The organism is Mucilaginibacter polytrichastri (assembly GCF_001911425.1).
Classification (GTDB): Bacteria; Bacteroidota; Bacteroidia; order Sphingobacteriales; family Sphingobacteriaceae; genus Mucilaginibacter; species Mucilaginibacter polytrichastri.
Map to the genome: position 1 here is coordinate 2,962,669 of NZ_MPPL01000001.1, position 13,888 is coordinate 2,976,556.

A 13,888-nucleotide genomic window follows, 5' to 3' on the forward strand; every position below is an offset into this window, starting at 1 on the left:
TATAGCTTAAAGCACCTTTATAAAGCCCGACGATTTGATCTCGTAGCCCTGCGCTTTGTAAAAATGATGGGCTGTTATCCTGTCGTCGCGGTTACCGCTACCCAATACTACCGAGTTGCAGCCCAATGCTGTGGCCCAGTCCTCTACCGCTTTAATCAGTATTTTCCCGATGCCCCTGCCCCGGTAATCTTCGCGCACCACAAAGGAGAGCAGACGTACATAAGTGCCATTTTTTTCATACCAAAGCCCTTTTACCAAACCGGCAAATGCTATTACATTTTCACCTTCGGCAATTACCAGGCTACGGTAGTCCGGGTTTTGGCTAATATCACTAAAACGGATCTGTACTTCTTCTGCGGTACTGGGATAGCCAAGCTGGGTAATTAACGTACTCAGCTGCGAAACATCTTCTGCCCTAGCGTCCCTGATTATAAATTGATCAGACATATTACTAATTAACCCGGGTGAGCAAACCCACCCGGGGAGGGTATTATAAACTATTGCAAATATTTAGCTTTAAGCGTTTTAATTTGCTGGCTGGTTAGGCCAATTTGTGTTTTCAAAAAGTTATCTACCGAGCCATACTGCTGGTTAATAGCCGCAAACGCAGCATCCAGATATTCTTTTTTAGCAGCCATCATTGCTTTGGCAGCATTGGGGTCAATATTCATCATCTTTGTCATACCGGCAATTGCCTTAACGTTTTCATCTTTGCGGTAATAGTTGGTTGCTGTATAATCTTCTACAATGGTGTTGTAAGGTACGCCTAAACTGTATAAAAATAAAGCTGCACCAATACCTGTACGGTCTTTACCTGCGGTGCAATGGAACAGCAGACTCTGCTCATCGGGCAGGTTAATCAGCTTATCAAAAAATGGTTTGTAACGGTCTTTCAAATATTTGGTATTACTGTAAAAGGATGTAATGAGCGAATCGCCATTATTACGGTGTGCCATCAAACCCTTCATCATCGAATTATTAAGACTATCGCTGCCGGCAGGGCAAAGTATATAATCAGTATTAGGGTTCATTTTATCTGGCGCGGAAGCAGATTCCTGATGACCGCGAAAATCAATGTCGGCAGTAATGTGCTTGTTCTGCAATACCTGCAAATCGGCATCGGTTAATTTGCTGATATCGGCGCTGCGATAAACCTTACCCCATTTAACCTCGTGGCCATCTTTGGTTTTGTATCCACCCAAATCTCTAAAGTTGGCGGCACCCTGTAACACAACATGGCGCTGCACACTATCGGCCACCTGCGAAAACGCAGTGTGGCTAAGCACCAGTGTGAATATTGATAAGATGATATTCTTTCTCATTTTTTGATTTAATTAAAAAAACAGGAGTCGCATCGCGCAACCCCTGTCGGTATAAAAAATTGAACTGAAAATTCTATTTATAAAGCCACATGTCTTTAGTCATGTCATCGGTACCACCGTATTGCGAGGTAATAGCTGCTTTGTAATTGGCTGCATTATAAACAGCTTCTGTAGCAGGGTACATCCAACGGCGTGATATTAAGCTATTAGGCGTACCAATACCGGCACCACCCTGGTCTAAAGCAGGTACACCTGTACGCAGGTATAAGTAAAATCCTTCCCAGCCCGAGTTGTTAAATAACGCGGTATATTTCTGGGTCCAGATTTGTTTTAAGCCTGTTGCAGGGTCGGCAGAGTAAGCAACTTTGGTCAAGAACTGCGGAATGTTTACCGTAACGGTACCCAATGTTTTACCGGCAAGGTCACCAATAGTGATAGACTGGCCATTGGTTAAACCATATACACCAAATGAAGCAGTGATACCATTGTTATACCATGTTGATGCGCTTCCGCCTACCCATCCTCTGTTAACAGCTTCGGCAATATTGAAGCACAATTCCGGGTAACCGATAAATACAAACGGCTCGGCATTGGCACCTACGTTAGAAGTATAATAGCGGTTATAATTAGCAAATGAATATGGGCTCTGGCTATAAGCCGGGCTGCCTGCACTGGCATTGCTTAATAAGGTACCTTGCGCTGTATTAGGGCTTGAACCAACATACGCTGTAAAGTCGCTCACCGTTTTACCATTTACCAATTGTATTGGCGCAGGTGTGGCCGATAGATAAGTACGTGGATCTAAGTTTGCAGTGGTGATGCTCAAATAAGCATTACCAATATTTGCGTAGTTATTATACGGGTTATAGTTTAACGAGAAGATAGAATAACGCGATACTGTGGTAGATTTCAGGATCATGTTATCGGTGTTAGATGTCATGATCGGGTATTTGGTTGGGTTACCGATAATGGTTGCAAACTGCTGCGGAATTTGCAGGTCGGCATTATCTGCAGCACGTTTGCTGAGGCTTATTAATACCCTTAAACGATAGGTATTAATTAATTTTTGCCACTGCAGGTAGGTAAATCCAAAAATATCATTGGTATCTAAAACAGTACTCGAAAGAGCCGGTGTAGTAGTGATGAGATTGCCTAATAAGGTATTCGCATTATCTAATAGTGTAAGGGCGCTTTGGTAAACATCGTGCTGGGTATCATATTTAGGCGTAAGATTGGTAGCATCTCCCGCTTGCGAGAATGGAATATCACCCACTCTTTGTGTTAACCAGATACCTGCATAAGCCTTAAAAAATTGAGCTAAAGCGTAATATTTATTGGTTGAATTTCCCTGTTGTGCCACAGCCTGCTGTTGCAATTTTATCGCATATTTCAGGATATCATAACTATCTGTTGTATTACCAAAGTTGTAACTGTTAGAACTCCTGTAGTAAGCATAGTTAGATACTACGTATTGTGAGGCAAGCGCAGATGAACCCCATGGTAACTCACTTTGGCGGATTAAAGTAGCTGTAAGTGCGTTAAGCAATAATGGGGGCGGCACAAGTGCATTAGCACCAGAAACATTGGGGTTGGCAACCAGATCGCCTTTCTGACAGCCGGTAAAAGATACCATGCCTGTTATGGCTAAGGCCAGTGGAATAATGTATGATCTTATTTTCATAATATTTTTTGTAATTGATGATCAATTAGAATGTTAGGTGGACGTTAAAACCATAACGGCGGGCGGTAGGGCTTTCCAGGTCAGCACCGCTGTTTGCGCCAACCAGGGTACGGTCTGTTGCATTGTAACCAGAAGCATACTGGTCAAGGTCAATGTCTTTACGTGCTGCAAAGTATAACAGGTTTCTGCCTACAATAGAGAAAGTTGCTTTTTTAATAAATGTACCTTGCAGTAATTTAGATGGCAGCGAGTAGCCAAGTGTAGCCTCACGCAGCTTAGCGTAAGAGCGGCTAATCATATAGTATTCGTCAAAATTACCTCCTATACCGCTTGATACATAAGATTGAACCAAAACAGGCACATTATTTTTAGCAAAGGTTAACTGGCTTAAATTGGTGATCTGGCCATTGGCATACACCGGTGTACCACTGGTAATTACAACACCCTGGCCAATATATGCCGGCGTTGCAGATTTAGTACCCTCGGCAGTGCTGTTCCACTCTGCTAAACGTGCTGCGCCATAAGCGCCGGTAGCCGTTTCAAGGTCTGTACCACCATTCATAGCCTGGTAGTAAGTTCTGTCGTACATTTTACCACCTATGCGGCCATCAAACTGAAAGCTTAAAGAGAAGCCATGATAGCTGAAACTGTTGGTAATACCGAAAGAGAAATCAGGGTTGGCATGGCCTAATAAACCATTGTTATTGATACCACCCGGTGATGTTACAGGTAAACCACCTGCGTTAACAATATTACCGTTACCGTCTCTTACAAACTTGGTACCGTAGATGTCATCCAGTCTTTCGCCAACTTTATAATTGTGACCATTCTGTTGTAACAATTGCTGATCGCCATAAATTGATTTCAGGGTTTCTTTGTAGGTTGAGTAGTTAACGTTAACATCCCAATTTAAACCATCCCTGTTTTTCAAAACAGAACCCATTAATTCAATTTCGAAACCTTTTTTTAGTGTAGTTACACCATTTACCAATTGGTTAATGTTACCTGTAGCTGTTGATACCGGCAATTGGAAAATGTTCGGGCCGTTGGTAGTTGTAAAATAAGTGGCGTTTAAACCTAACCTGTTTCCTAAAAACTTAGCATCGAAACCTGCCTCGTACGATTCAACGTCATAAGGCTTGATATTAGCATTTGCTATGGTATTTGATAAAGATACAGATGGTGTACCATTATAATAAGTAGCAGATGCAGATGGCGACTCATTTACATAAGTAGGGCCGTTGTAAGGGGTGTAACGCTCTGTACCGTAACCCAGCAAACCGCTAACCGGTTTAGTGTTCCAACCGGTACCTAATGCGGTAGATTGTAAAGCGTTGTATGAGCTACCGATAGTTGTTGATGTTAAACCACCCTTAACATCGGCAAACGAGCCACGCACTTTAAAGAAAGAGATAACTTCAGGGAATTTAATATAATCTGTCACCACACTGCTTAATGATACAGATGGATAGAAGAAAGTATTGTTTCCGGAAGGCAAGGTAGAAAGATGATCTACACGGCCTGTAGTATTAATGTTAAAGTAGTTTTTGTAACCCACATCAAATGAATAGAAACCACTGTTAACCTGCATTTTTGAATCGAAACTGTAGATGTATGGTTTACCGGCAGAGTTTGCCAAATCGAATACGCCCGGAAGCGATAAGTTCTGCGTGGTTGCCCAATCAGATGTATAGGTGAAAGAGCGCTCGTTACCACCTGCTAAGGCAGAAACATTCCAATTGCCAAATTTGTGACTATAATTCAGTATCGCATCTGTGTTGTTCTCTAACAGGTTACGCTGATCTTGCCTGTAATCACCGTAATAACCAAAACTATACCAGCTTAGGTATTGGTTAAGGTTAGCACCTGCAGGTACATCTTCTGTATTCTTTTCGTTATATGTATTTAATGATGTGCGTACAAATAAGCTCAGATCTTTAGTGAACTTATAAGTTAATTTTAACGAACCATTGATAGTTTGTTTAGTCCTGCCTTTCAACCATTTATCAGCTACAAAGTAAGGGTTATTTAAACGGCCGTATTCTGCTGCATACTGGGTTAAACCCGGTACACCCTGCGGACCCTGGTAATAATTTTTCATGCTACGGACATCATAATCTGCAGAGCCGTAAACCTTAAACATGTACACATAACTTTGCGGGCTATAGTCAACATCGGGGATGTTTGGCGAGTATTGCTCGTTCAGGTTAATATCAGCATCAACACGCAGCTTAGGAGTAATATCATAACCTGCGGCTAACTTAAAGTTATCGATGTTATATTTTGTGTTAGGGAAATCACCCTGTTGAAAAGTGTGACCATAAGAAGTATGGATATCATAGTTTGATCCGCTTGCTCCTAATGATATGGTATTGGTAGAGGTATAACCTGTTTGTACAAAGTTATCGAAGTTGTTTGCACCACGGGCCAACCAAGGTGTTTTTCCTCTGATACCGGTTATTGGATCATATGGGCTATCGTATTGCTGGGTTTGGAAAATACCATCAAAACGCGGGCCCCATTCTGGCAAACGCTGGGTATTATCATATAATACGTTACCGTAAGTATAAGCAAAGTTGCTACCACGGCCATATTCAGTCTGGCTTTTAGGCATTACCAGGAAACCTTTTTCGGCCATATTGGTACTGTTAAAATCTACCTGCCAGCCTTTTTTATCCTTACTGCCTTTTTTGGTAGTAATAACAATAGCACCATTAATACCTCTAAAACCGTAAAGCGCAGCAGCATTTGGGCCTTTTAATACGGTGTAGGTATCAACATCATCTGCATTGTAGTCATAAGTGTCCGAGTTTACCGGTTCACCATCTACCACATACAATACATCTTTACTACCACGTAAAACAACAGTTGGTGCAGCGCCAAATTCGGCATTGGCACCAATACTTAAACCGGCTACTTTACCGGCCATTGAGTTAAGCGGGTTGGCATCACGTGCAGTTGTTAACTCGTCGCCCCTGATTTGAGATTGCGAGTAACCTAATTTTTGTACTTCTTTTTTTACACCCAAGGCAGTTACTACTACCTCAGTTAAGTTTTTGCCTTCAGATTTCATCTGGATAGCTATCGTATTTTCGGCACCGATAACAACATCCTGTTGCTGATAACCTAAAAAACGTACAGTTAACGTTTGACCTTTCTGTGCAGAAATGGTAAAACGCCCACCCTCATTGGTGGTTGTACCCTGATGGGTGCTGTTAAGCAACACACTTACCCCGGGCATCGGCTGATTGTTTTCATCAGTGATTACACCCCTGATCACATTTTGGGCATAAAGATTGCCGTATGCCATCGTTATTACGATGCACATTATCAGCCATTTAAATCTAAGTAAAACTTGTTTCATGTATAACTTTTTGAAGCAAAACTACCCTGGCATTGTTAAGAAAATAGTCACTATTCAATAACAATACTTTACCATATGGTAATGAAACACTACCATTATTTAGATATTGTTAATATTAAGGTCACTTAATAGCAATAAAGAAATATTGTAACTTATGGTTAAATTCCAATTTTGGTAATCAAAACTTTTTTTGTTGAGATAGCGTTAGTTGCGCTTGTAAACCATCTGAGAGGGTGAGTAATTACAGCATAAACAGGAATGATATTTCAATCAAAAACTACTTTATTATTAAAAAAATAACACAATACTAACAGTTAGCTAATATTTATCACATTGGCTACACGATAGTTAATGCTTCGATCTCCATGGTATCCGGGTCAAAAACAAGTGCGCCATTTGCAAAGTAACAGCGGGCCACACAGGGGCCGTAAAGCCATTGCAATTCGCTTGATAAATAATATTTACCAAAAATATTTCTTTGAATATTATTTACATCACATATACTCACCCCCTCAAAATGCATATGGCCCGAGAAGCCAATATTACTGTTATTTTGGGCGATGAATTGCAGGTGTTCATAGTAGTCTCCGGCCATCTTGGGGAAGCTGGTTTTCATCCCCGTCATATCCGGGTAGGCAAAGTGCGAAAAGAAGACATTTTTGCCGTTAAAAGTGCGGATGGCATGCTCTGGTAAAGATTGCAGCCATGCCGTATCGGCTTTGGTTAGCAGGGCCGGTAATTGTACATCTTCATACAAAAAAACTTTATCGCCGCCTAATTGTTTACGCTCAAAAAAGTCGAGATCGTACCAGTTTTCAGGAAACTCAAACCCACCCTCGTGGTATACCGGGTTTTTACGGATCTGGAAAAGGTCGTTGTTGCCAATAACCACGGTGCTGCAGTTGGCCCTTATCATGGCCACACACTCGTGCGCGCTGCGGGTATCCAGGTAATTATAGGTGGTAACTTTATAACCGGCAATATCACCCAGGCAAATCACTTCGCTGCATCCCAGTTGTTCCAGTAATTGGAACGCGCTTTTTAAAGAAACAATATCCTCGTGAATATCGCTGATGATACCAATTTTCATGTGTTTTGGTATAGATAGCTTAGGCTTGTATCGGTCATCAAACTATCCCTTAATATTAGCGGCAAGTTAGTACGGTACAAACGCATTATGGAAATCTTTCTCATACTAATTTTTCTGTGCTGTGTTTGTTCAAAAAAACCGCTACATCAAACAGGTCTTTAAAGTTTTGCTCCAGCGTTTCGCGGTCCCAGTCCCACCATTGGCTATCCAGTAGTTTAGCTATGGTTACCTCATCAAACCGTTTTTTAATTACTTTGGCGGGTATGCCTACTGCAATTTCGTAAGGGCCAACATCTTTGGTAACCACGGCACCGCTGCCTATAATTGCACCTGTACCTATTTTTACGCCCGGCATAATTAATGCCCCATGCCCTATCCATACATCATGGCCAATGGTACATTTATGTTCACGGCGCCAGTTAAAAAACTCCGTATCATCAACCGTATCCAAACCATAATCTATGCGGCGATACGTCATATGGTGCTGCGTAACGCGCCATTGCGGGTGGTTACTTGGGTTAATACGCACGTTAATGGCTATCGAGCAATATTTACCAATCTCGGCATACATCATATGGACGTTGCCTGCTGTATAGCTATAATCACCGAATGAAGTTTCAACCATCACAGTATTTTCGGCAAGGGCCGTATAGTCACCTATGGTGCTGTCTTTTATTTTGCAACTGGGGTGGATATTTGGTTCTTTAGTCAGCACGTGGGCAAGCTTGGGGTCGGCTACGGGCGGATAGTTATCAATATATTTCATCGATAATTGTTGTTAGGCAGTAAAATGATAAACAGGATAGTTATCCGCATTTTTGAACTCAGCTAAATGATCGTACCGGCGCAAGCCTGTTTTGGATATCAGAAAGTAATTCTTTCTAGCGCGGATGTACTCATTGATCTCATTAATAATAGTGGCCAGGTGTTCCTTTTGGTTTTTATTGAGCTTTTGCTCGGCATAAGCCAATGTAATGTGCCCTATGAAAGGGCGGGTCATCTTTACATCAATGGCGGCCAGTTTTTCGTTATCGTATAAACCTGCTCTAAACCGCATAATGCGGTTATAGTCAGCCTCAGTATCAAAGGTAAACAGCATACCTATAGCAGTACCCATAATACCTAACCCGGTAGCACGCATTTTAATCGGGCTTTGCAAACGGCTCATCGGGATTTTATCGAAAGCCTGTTTCACCATTTCGGGATACACCGGTTCTATGCCGGCATTCAGGATATTGGTTTTAAAACGATCGGCAGAAAGGGTGTTGGCCACTGTTTGATGGAAGCTATCGGGCGGCAGCATATAGAAACCATTAACAGGCTGCAGGTTTTCGTTTAACAAAGACTGGATCTCTTTCAGGAATTTGGCTAAATTCTCGTTGCCCGGGTTAGCATTCAGCATAGATACTACCGCATAACCCATGTATTCATTAGGCACCCAACTGCGGCCATTAAAAGTAAAATTACCTGCCGGAACAACCTTGGTTGCTGTTTCCAAAATCCTTTCGGCCGAAATTTCCAGATTCTGCCGTTGGTTGTAAGCGTGGAAAGCCAATTCTCTCACCCTAACTTCGTTGCTTATCATTTTAACCTCCTCTCGTACATCATTATTAAAATGCAGTTTGAAATTTTTCCTCGGGTGCTTTGAGCGCAGCCTGCGATACTATGCTGCCCCGCACAATAGTATGGGTAACCATCGGGATATTATCAACCATTTTAACAATCAGCAGGTCGGCATCTTTGCCTTCTTCAATGCTGCCTGTCTGGTTGGCAATGCCTGCGGCTTTGGCCGGGTGCAGGGTAGCCAGTTTTACAGCATCGGGTAATGATAAACCTTCTTGCCGGTGCAGTTTAAATACAGCGTGCAGTATAGCGGGTGGATAATAATCTGAACATAAGGTATCAACAAGGCCTTGGTTAACAGCCTGCGTCATGTTGGCATTACCGGTAAGCGAGCCGCCGCGCAATATGTTTGATGCGCCGCCAACCACATGCATACCCAGGTTAATGGCATGTTCTGCAGTTTCCAGGTTGATCGGGAACTCGCAGATCTTTACGCCCATGCTATGCATCAGGTTTACTTTTTCAACCGTATCATCATCGTGCGAGGCCACAGGGATGCCTTTTTTTACCGCATATGCAATTAAGGCTGCCAGTTTTTCGCCCTGTATTTTGGGGCGCGACACACGTTGATTATATTCGGCTAAAGCTTGTTCTTCTGTTTTACCACTTTTCAGCATCTGTACTATAAACACCGGCTTAGGGTACTGCCCCTGCCCGGGTGTATGGTCCATTACCGACAGCATAGATACGTAGCCACTATCAATCAGATCTATACATGCATTATAAGCATTTACGCCCGATAATTCATACCGCATGTGGATCTTATTATTCAACAGGGTTTGCCCCAAAGATGATCTGTAAACCGTATCAAACACCTCCTTACGGGTATATTTGCTGCGCGAAGTTAGTTCGGCAACCTCATAGCCTATGTGCAGGGAGTGATAAACGGTGGTAAAGCCACAACCGCTCATTTTGCGCTCCAACTCGCGGAAGGCAATTGCTACCGGGATATCGGCACCCGGTCTTGGGATAATTTCGGCATCCAGCGCATCGGTATGGATATCGATAATGCCCGGCATCACCATAGCACCCTGGGCATCAATCAGATCGCAGTCGTTATCCGACAGGATATTGGCCCTGTCTATACTTGCAATTATACCGTCTTCTACCAGTAGCGAGGCATTCTCAATTACCTCGTTGGTAGTAATTATCGTTGCGTTATAAATGATAAATGAGTTCATTTTTTTATTGGTTAGTAGCCATTTCTTCAGATATTATTTCACCAAATTTCAGGTCGATGCGGCGGTCGCAAAGGCGGTCAAGTGTGTATTCGTCGTGCGAGATCACCAACACAGATGTGCCTTCAGCTTTCAATCGCAAAATCATATCTACCACCACATCTTTGGTCTTAGCATCCAGCGATGCGGTTGGTTCGTCTATCAGCAAAAACCGCGGCTTGGCTATAATGGCACGAGCCACATTAATACGCTGCTGCTCGCCACCGCTAAAAGTTACCGGGAAAGCATCCCATAAATCATAAGGCAGGCCTAACTGCTCCAGCATGTTTTTAGATTGGCTGCGGGCAAAGTCTTTATCCTTTTCTACCCGGAATAAATTCTCGCAAACCACATCTATGGCCGCTACCCGCGGGATTACACTTAGAAACTGCGAACAGTAAGTGATCTCATTTTTGCGCAGGTCAATGATGCGGTGATCGTCGGCTTTTACCAGATCGACCGCACCATTTTTCGACAGGTAAATAATCTCGCCGGTTGAGGCCAGGTAGGTGCGGTACAGGCATTTCATGAGGCTGGATTTACCCGAACCAGATTTACCGGTAAGCCCGATGATCTCACCCTCTTTCATGGTGAAATTGATGTCTTTAAGGGATTCAATCCGCTTATTATTTAAAATATGCAGGTTAAATTCCTTACTTAAATGAGTAACTTCCAGTATGTTCATTATACGTGGTTATGGTTAAGGTTTATAGCAATGAGCTGACAAGTAGCTGTGAGTATTCGTGCTGCGGGTCTTGTAAAATCTGGTCGGTTAAACCGCTCTCTACAATGCGGCCGTTCTTCATCACAATGGTTCGGTCGGTCAGCATGCGGATCACCGACAAGTCATGCGACACCACGATCATGGCGATACCCAGGTCCTGCTGCAACTCGCGGATCAGGTCCAAAACTTTAGCTTGTACCGATACATCCAAACCTGTAGTAACCTCATCCAAAAATAAGAGCGGCGGGTTGTTGGCTATGGCTTTAGAGATCTGCACACGCTGCTGCATGCCACCGCTAAAATTGGCCGGGCGGTCATCCATACGTAGTACAGGCACTTCCGTTTTATTGAGTAAGTCTGAAGCTCGCCCGCGGATTTCGCCCACATGGTAGTTACCTGCCATAATTAGTTTTTCGGCAATGTTACCGCCCGATGTAAAGTTGAAATTCAGACCGTCGCGCGGGTTCTGATAAACCATTCCCATCAGGTTATTGCGTATAAAGCGTTTCTTCTGGTTCGATTCGCTTAGCATATCTATCGAGCCATCGGCATAAGGCTTAAGCCAGGCAGCGCCGCCGGTTTTCTCCATATCAAAGTACAGCAGCTTTACCACGGTACTTTTACCCGAGCCGCTTTCGCCTACTATGCCCAGCACTTCGCCGGGATAAAGATCGAAGCTGATATCGGCACAGGCCACAATGCTATCCGTTTCGGGGCAAATGTTGGAGTTAAATTTGGGGCCGGTTTGGTCTACCGTATTTTCATTGGGTTCACCGTAAATTTTGGTGAGGTTGGTTACGCGCAGCAACCAGTTGTCGGCATTACGGCTCATGATTGCAGTTGCTTGATGTATTTATTTTCGTGTTGTTTGGGCGATTCTTTTTCCACCAGCTTATCCAGAAAATTGCTGTCGTTGATGATGAAGTGCTTAGAACCATCATCGAAATACAATTCATCTAAAAAAGCTTTTTTATAACCTGTTTTATAGCATTCGGTACCCTTAAAATCTTCGGTATGGAATTTCACATCCTCAAACTCCAGCGCCTCTACGGTGGTGTATGGCGGCACGGCGTACAACCTTTTTTCGCGGCCGGCACCAAATAGGTGTAAAGCTTTAGATTGATTTAAATTCGGCACATCCCATCTTGGTATTGGCGATGGCGCCATAATATAACGCTTGTTAACCTTTACCGGGTAACCGGCGCCCAGCATAATATCGCCGCTGCGCACATAAGATTCATATAACGATACCCACATTTTGGCATAATCGGCCTCGCCGTGCATTTGGCGGGTGCGGTATTCGTAACGCTCTACACTGCGCAGTGGCTCGGGTTGCGGTACCTGGTATACAAAGATTTGATTTTCGGTCAGTTCTTCTTCGGTAATGCGGTGGCGGGTTTGTATAAGGGTGGCTTCCGAGGTATCGTAAGTGGTTTGGCAGTTAGTCATCTGGTGTACAAACTCGCGTAGGTTGCAGGCATTAACACTGGCATCGCTACCCTGATCAATAATTTTGAATATATCCTCACGGCCAATGATCGCTAACGTTACATGCAAACCTCCTGTGCCCCAACCCCTGGCAATGGGCATCTCGGGCGATGAATAGGGCACCTGGTAACCCGGTATAGCAACAGCCTTCAAGAGTTTGCGCCTAATCTCTTTTTTTGTAGCCTCATCAATAAAGGCAAAGTTGTACTTGTTAGCGTACTTTATATTTTCAACCATGTTTAAACTGATTGTAATTGAGGTGATTGGATAGCCTGTTCAGTCGGCTTTTCGGCACTCCGCTCAACAGCTCCGCGAATGTTTTTTAATTCGGACTGGAAGGTTACGTAATGCGGCAATTTGAGGTGGTTTACAAAACCCATAGATTCGATACCCTCGGTATGGTACAGTACAAATTCCTGGTCGTTAGCCGGCGAGTTCACATCGGGTGTACGCATGGCGGTGTCCAGAATGCCCATACAGATTACCTTGGTATCGTTCTGCCCAAAACATAAACCATATCCAATATTGTAATAAGGGGCTGATTTTTTTTTGGCCGATTTTCCGGCTGAAATTGTTTCGGCCTCGGTTACTTCTATTTTACCAATATAGCGCGAGCGGCCTGTGGCATCTTTTACTTTTACCTTTACAGCGCCATATCTTAGCTCGCCCACTGTTGGGTGCACACTGCCAAAGCCGCGCATGCTGGCATAACCCAGGGCCATTAAGCCGCCGGTTTCGGCACGGGCCAGCATCTGCAACCTTGCCGAACGCGGGGCCGGAAATTTGATCGCCTCGCGGGTAATATCTTTCAGTGTGCGGTCTTCATCGGGGTCGATAGGTTTTAGCAAACCTTCGTTTTTTAACAGATCAATTACTTTGGCGAACGTAGTGATCTCCGCCAGTTTATCGCTGTTTACCGGCACCTTAAAATCGGTTAGGAACTTCTTAATCGCTTCCTGATCTTCAAATGCTTTGGTGGTATCCAGAATGCGCTGGGTATAGTCACGTGTCGGACCGAGAATTTGCCCACCCGGGATCTCGCGAAACGATGCCGAGATTTTGCGGCGCACAAACATCTCGCGGGTATTAATCGCTTCCGAATAGTATTTGCGTTGTAAAGTTGCGCGAAAAGCACGTAATATAAAAGCAGCTTCAAAAACTTCGCCTTCGGCTTGCTTTAGGGCAATGGCGGCATACTCGGGTGCATAAACACCTCCCTCGCCCATTACTTTATCAACTGCCATGCGCAGCTGCGTTCTTATTTGTTTAATATCAAGCGGCGTGGTAGCATCCTTCAGCCTGTAAAACTCAACTAATTGCTGTGAGTTATGTATGGCATCGGTACCACCTTTTACTGCAACGTATCCCATAGGGTGATT

At 43.7% G+C, this 13,888-nt stretch carries 12 protein-coding genes; all 12 read right to left on the reverse strand.

The genetic code is table 11. The features are described 5' to 3' along the window. Nucleotides 1-6 precede the first annotated feature (6 nt). The 12 genes from RG47T_RS12585 to RG47T_RS12640 all read right to left on the reverse strand — a co-directional run bounded on the left by RG47T_RS12585 (nt 7) and on the right by RG47T_RS12640 (nt 13,879). The gene (locus tag RG47T_RS12585; protein ID WP_074489798.1) at nt 7-447 is read right to left on the reverse strand and encodes a GNAT family N-acetyltransferase; all 441 of its coding nucleotides are present in this window, start codon (nt 445-447) and stop codon (nt 7-9) included. 50 nt (nt 448-497) lie between these two features. Further along, nucleotides 498-1,322: a tyrosine-protein phosphatase gene (locus RG47T_RS12590; RefSeq protein WP_074489799.1), complete on the reverse strand. Its 825-nt coding sequence runs from the start codon at nt 1,320-1,322 to the stop codon at nt 498-500. A 73-nt stretch (nt 1,323-1,395) separates the two neighbouring features. Beyond that, complete coding sequence (locus RG47T_RS12595; RefSeq protein ID WP_074489800.1) at nt 1,396-3,003, reverse strand: SusD/RagB family nutrient-binding outer membrane lipoprotein; 1,608 nt, start codon at nt 3,001-3,003, stop codon at nt 1,396-1,398. A gap of 25 nt (nt 3,004-3,028) precedes the next feature. After that, nucleotides 3,029-6,313, reverse strand: coding sequence for a SusC/RagA family TonB-linked outer membrane protein (locus RG47T_RS12600; protein ID WP_171972524.1), 3,285 nt, complete (start codon nt 6,311-6,313; stop codon nt 3,029-3,031). Nucleotides 6,314-6,704: 391 nt separating this feature from the next. Next, a complete protein-coding gene (locus tag RG47T_RS12605; RefSeq protein WP_074489802.1) occupies nt 6,705-7,457 on the reverse strand; it encodes a metallophosphoesterase family protein in 753 nt (250 codons plus the stop codon). Between the two features lie 100 nt (nt 7,458-7,557). Next, the gene (locus tag RG47T_RS12610) at nt 7,558-8,223 is read right to left on the reverse strand and encodes an LbetaH domain-containing protein (RefSeq protein ID WP_074489803.1); all 666 of its coding nucleotides are present in this window, start codon (nt 8,221-8,223) and stop codon (nt 7,558-7,560) included. A gap of 12 nt (nt 8,224-8,235) precedes the next feature. Continuing rightward, nucleotides 8,236-9,042 (reverse strand): hypothetical protein, encoded by an 807-nt coding sequence (locus RG47T_RS12615; RefSeq protein ID WP_074489804.1) that lies wholly within the window; start codon nt 9,040-9,042, stop codon nt 8,236-8,238. 25 nt (nt 9,043-9,067) lie between these two features. Further along, entirely contained in the window at nt 9,068-10,261 is a 1,194-nt protein-coding gene (locus tag RG47T_RS12620; RefSeq protein ID WP_074489805.1) for an alpha-D-ribose 1-methylphosphonate 5-triphosphate diphosphatase, read from the reverse strand. A gap of 4 nt (nt 10,262-10,265) precedes the next feature. After that, nucleotides 10,266-10,982 (reverse strand): phosphonate C-P lyase system protein PhnL, encoded by a 717-nt coding sequence (locus RG47T_RS12625; RefSeq protein ID WP_074489806.1) that lies wholly within the window; start codon nt 10,980-10,982, stop codon nt 10,266-10,268. A gap of 22 nt (nt 10,983-11,004) precedes the next feature. Next, complete coding sequence (locus tag RG47T_RS12630; protein WP_074489807.1) at nt 11,005-11,853, reverse strand: ATP-binding cassette domain-containing protein; 849 nt, start codon at nt 11,851-11,853, stop codon at nt 11,005-11,007. Next, complete coding sequence (locus RG47T_RS12635) at nt 11,850-12,746, reverse strand: alpha-D-ribose 1-methylphosphonate 5-phosphate C-P-lyase PhnJ (RefSeq protein WP_074489808.1); 897 nt, start codon at nt 12,744-12,746, stop codon at nt 11,850-11,852. Before RG47T_RS12635 ends, RG47T_RS12630 begins: the two co-directional genes overlap by 4 nt. A gap of 2 nt (nt 12,747-12,748) precedes the next feature. After that, nucleotides 12,749-13,879 carry a carbon-phosphorus lyase complex subunit PhnI gene (locus RG47T_RS12640; protein ID WP_074489809.1) on the reverse strand — a complete coding sequence of 377 codons (1,131 nt, stop codon included), beginning with the start codon at nt 13,877-13,879 and terminating at the stop codon, nt 12,749-12,751. Between the last annotated feature and the right edge of the window lie 9 nt (nt 13,880-13,888).

Coding starts and splice junctions, on each gene's coding strand:
- RG47T_RS12625 (WP_074489806.1), bottom strand. CDS start 10,982: ATGAACATACTGGAAGTTACTCATTTAAGTAAGGAATTTAACCTGCAT.
- RG47T_RS12595 (WP_074489800.1), bottom strand. CDS start 3,003: ATGAAAATAAGATCATACATTATTCCACTGGCCTTAGCCATAACAGGC.
- RG47T_RS12635 (WP_074489808.1), bottom strand. CDS start 12,746: ATGGTTGAAAATATAAAGTACGCTAACAAGTACAACTTTGCCTTTATT.
- RG47T_RS12620 (WP_074489805.1), bottom strand. CDS start 10,261: ATGAACTCATTTATCATTTATAACGCAACGATAATTACTACCAACGAG.
- RG47T_RS12630 (WP_074489807.1), bottom strand. CDS start 11,853: ATGAGCCGTAATGCCGACAACTGGTTGCTGCGCGTAACCAACCTCACC.
- RG47T_RS12605 (WP_074489802.1), bottom strand. CDS start 7,457: ATGAAAATTGGTATCATCAGCGATATTCACGAGGATATTGTTTCTTTA.
- RG47T_RS12585 (WP_074489798.1), bottom strand. CDS start 447: ATGTCTGATCAATTTATAATCAGGGACGCTAGGGCAGAAGATGTTTCG.
- RG47T_RS12590 (WP_074489799.1), bottom strand. CDS start 1,322: ATGAGAAAGAATATCATCTTATCAATATTCACACTGGTGCTTAGCCAC.
- RG47T_RS12640 (WP_074489809.1), bottom strand. CDS start 13,879: ATGGGATACGTTGCAGTAAAAGGTGGTACCGATGCCATACATAACTCA.
- RG47T_RS12600 (WP_171972524.1), bottom strand. CDS start 6,313: ATGGCATACGGCAATCTTTATGCCCAAAATGTGATCAGGGGTGTAATC.
- RG47T_RS12610 (WP_074489803.1), bottom strand. CDS start 8,223: ATGAAATATATTGATAACTATCCGCCCGTAGCCGACCCCAAGCTTGCC.
- RG47T_RS12615 (WP_074489804.1), bottom strand. CDS start 9,042: ATGATAAGCAACGAAGTTAGGGTGAGAGAATTGGCTTTCCACGCTTAC.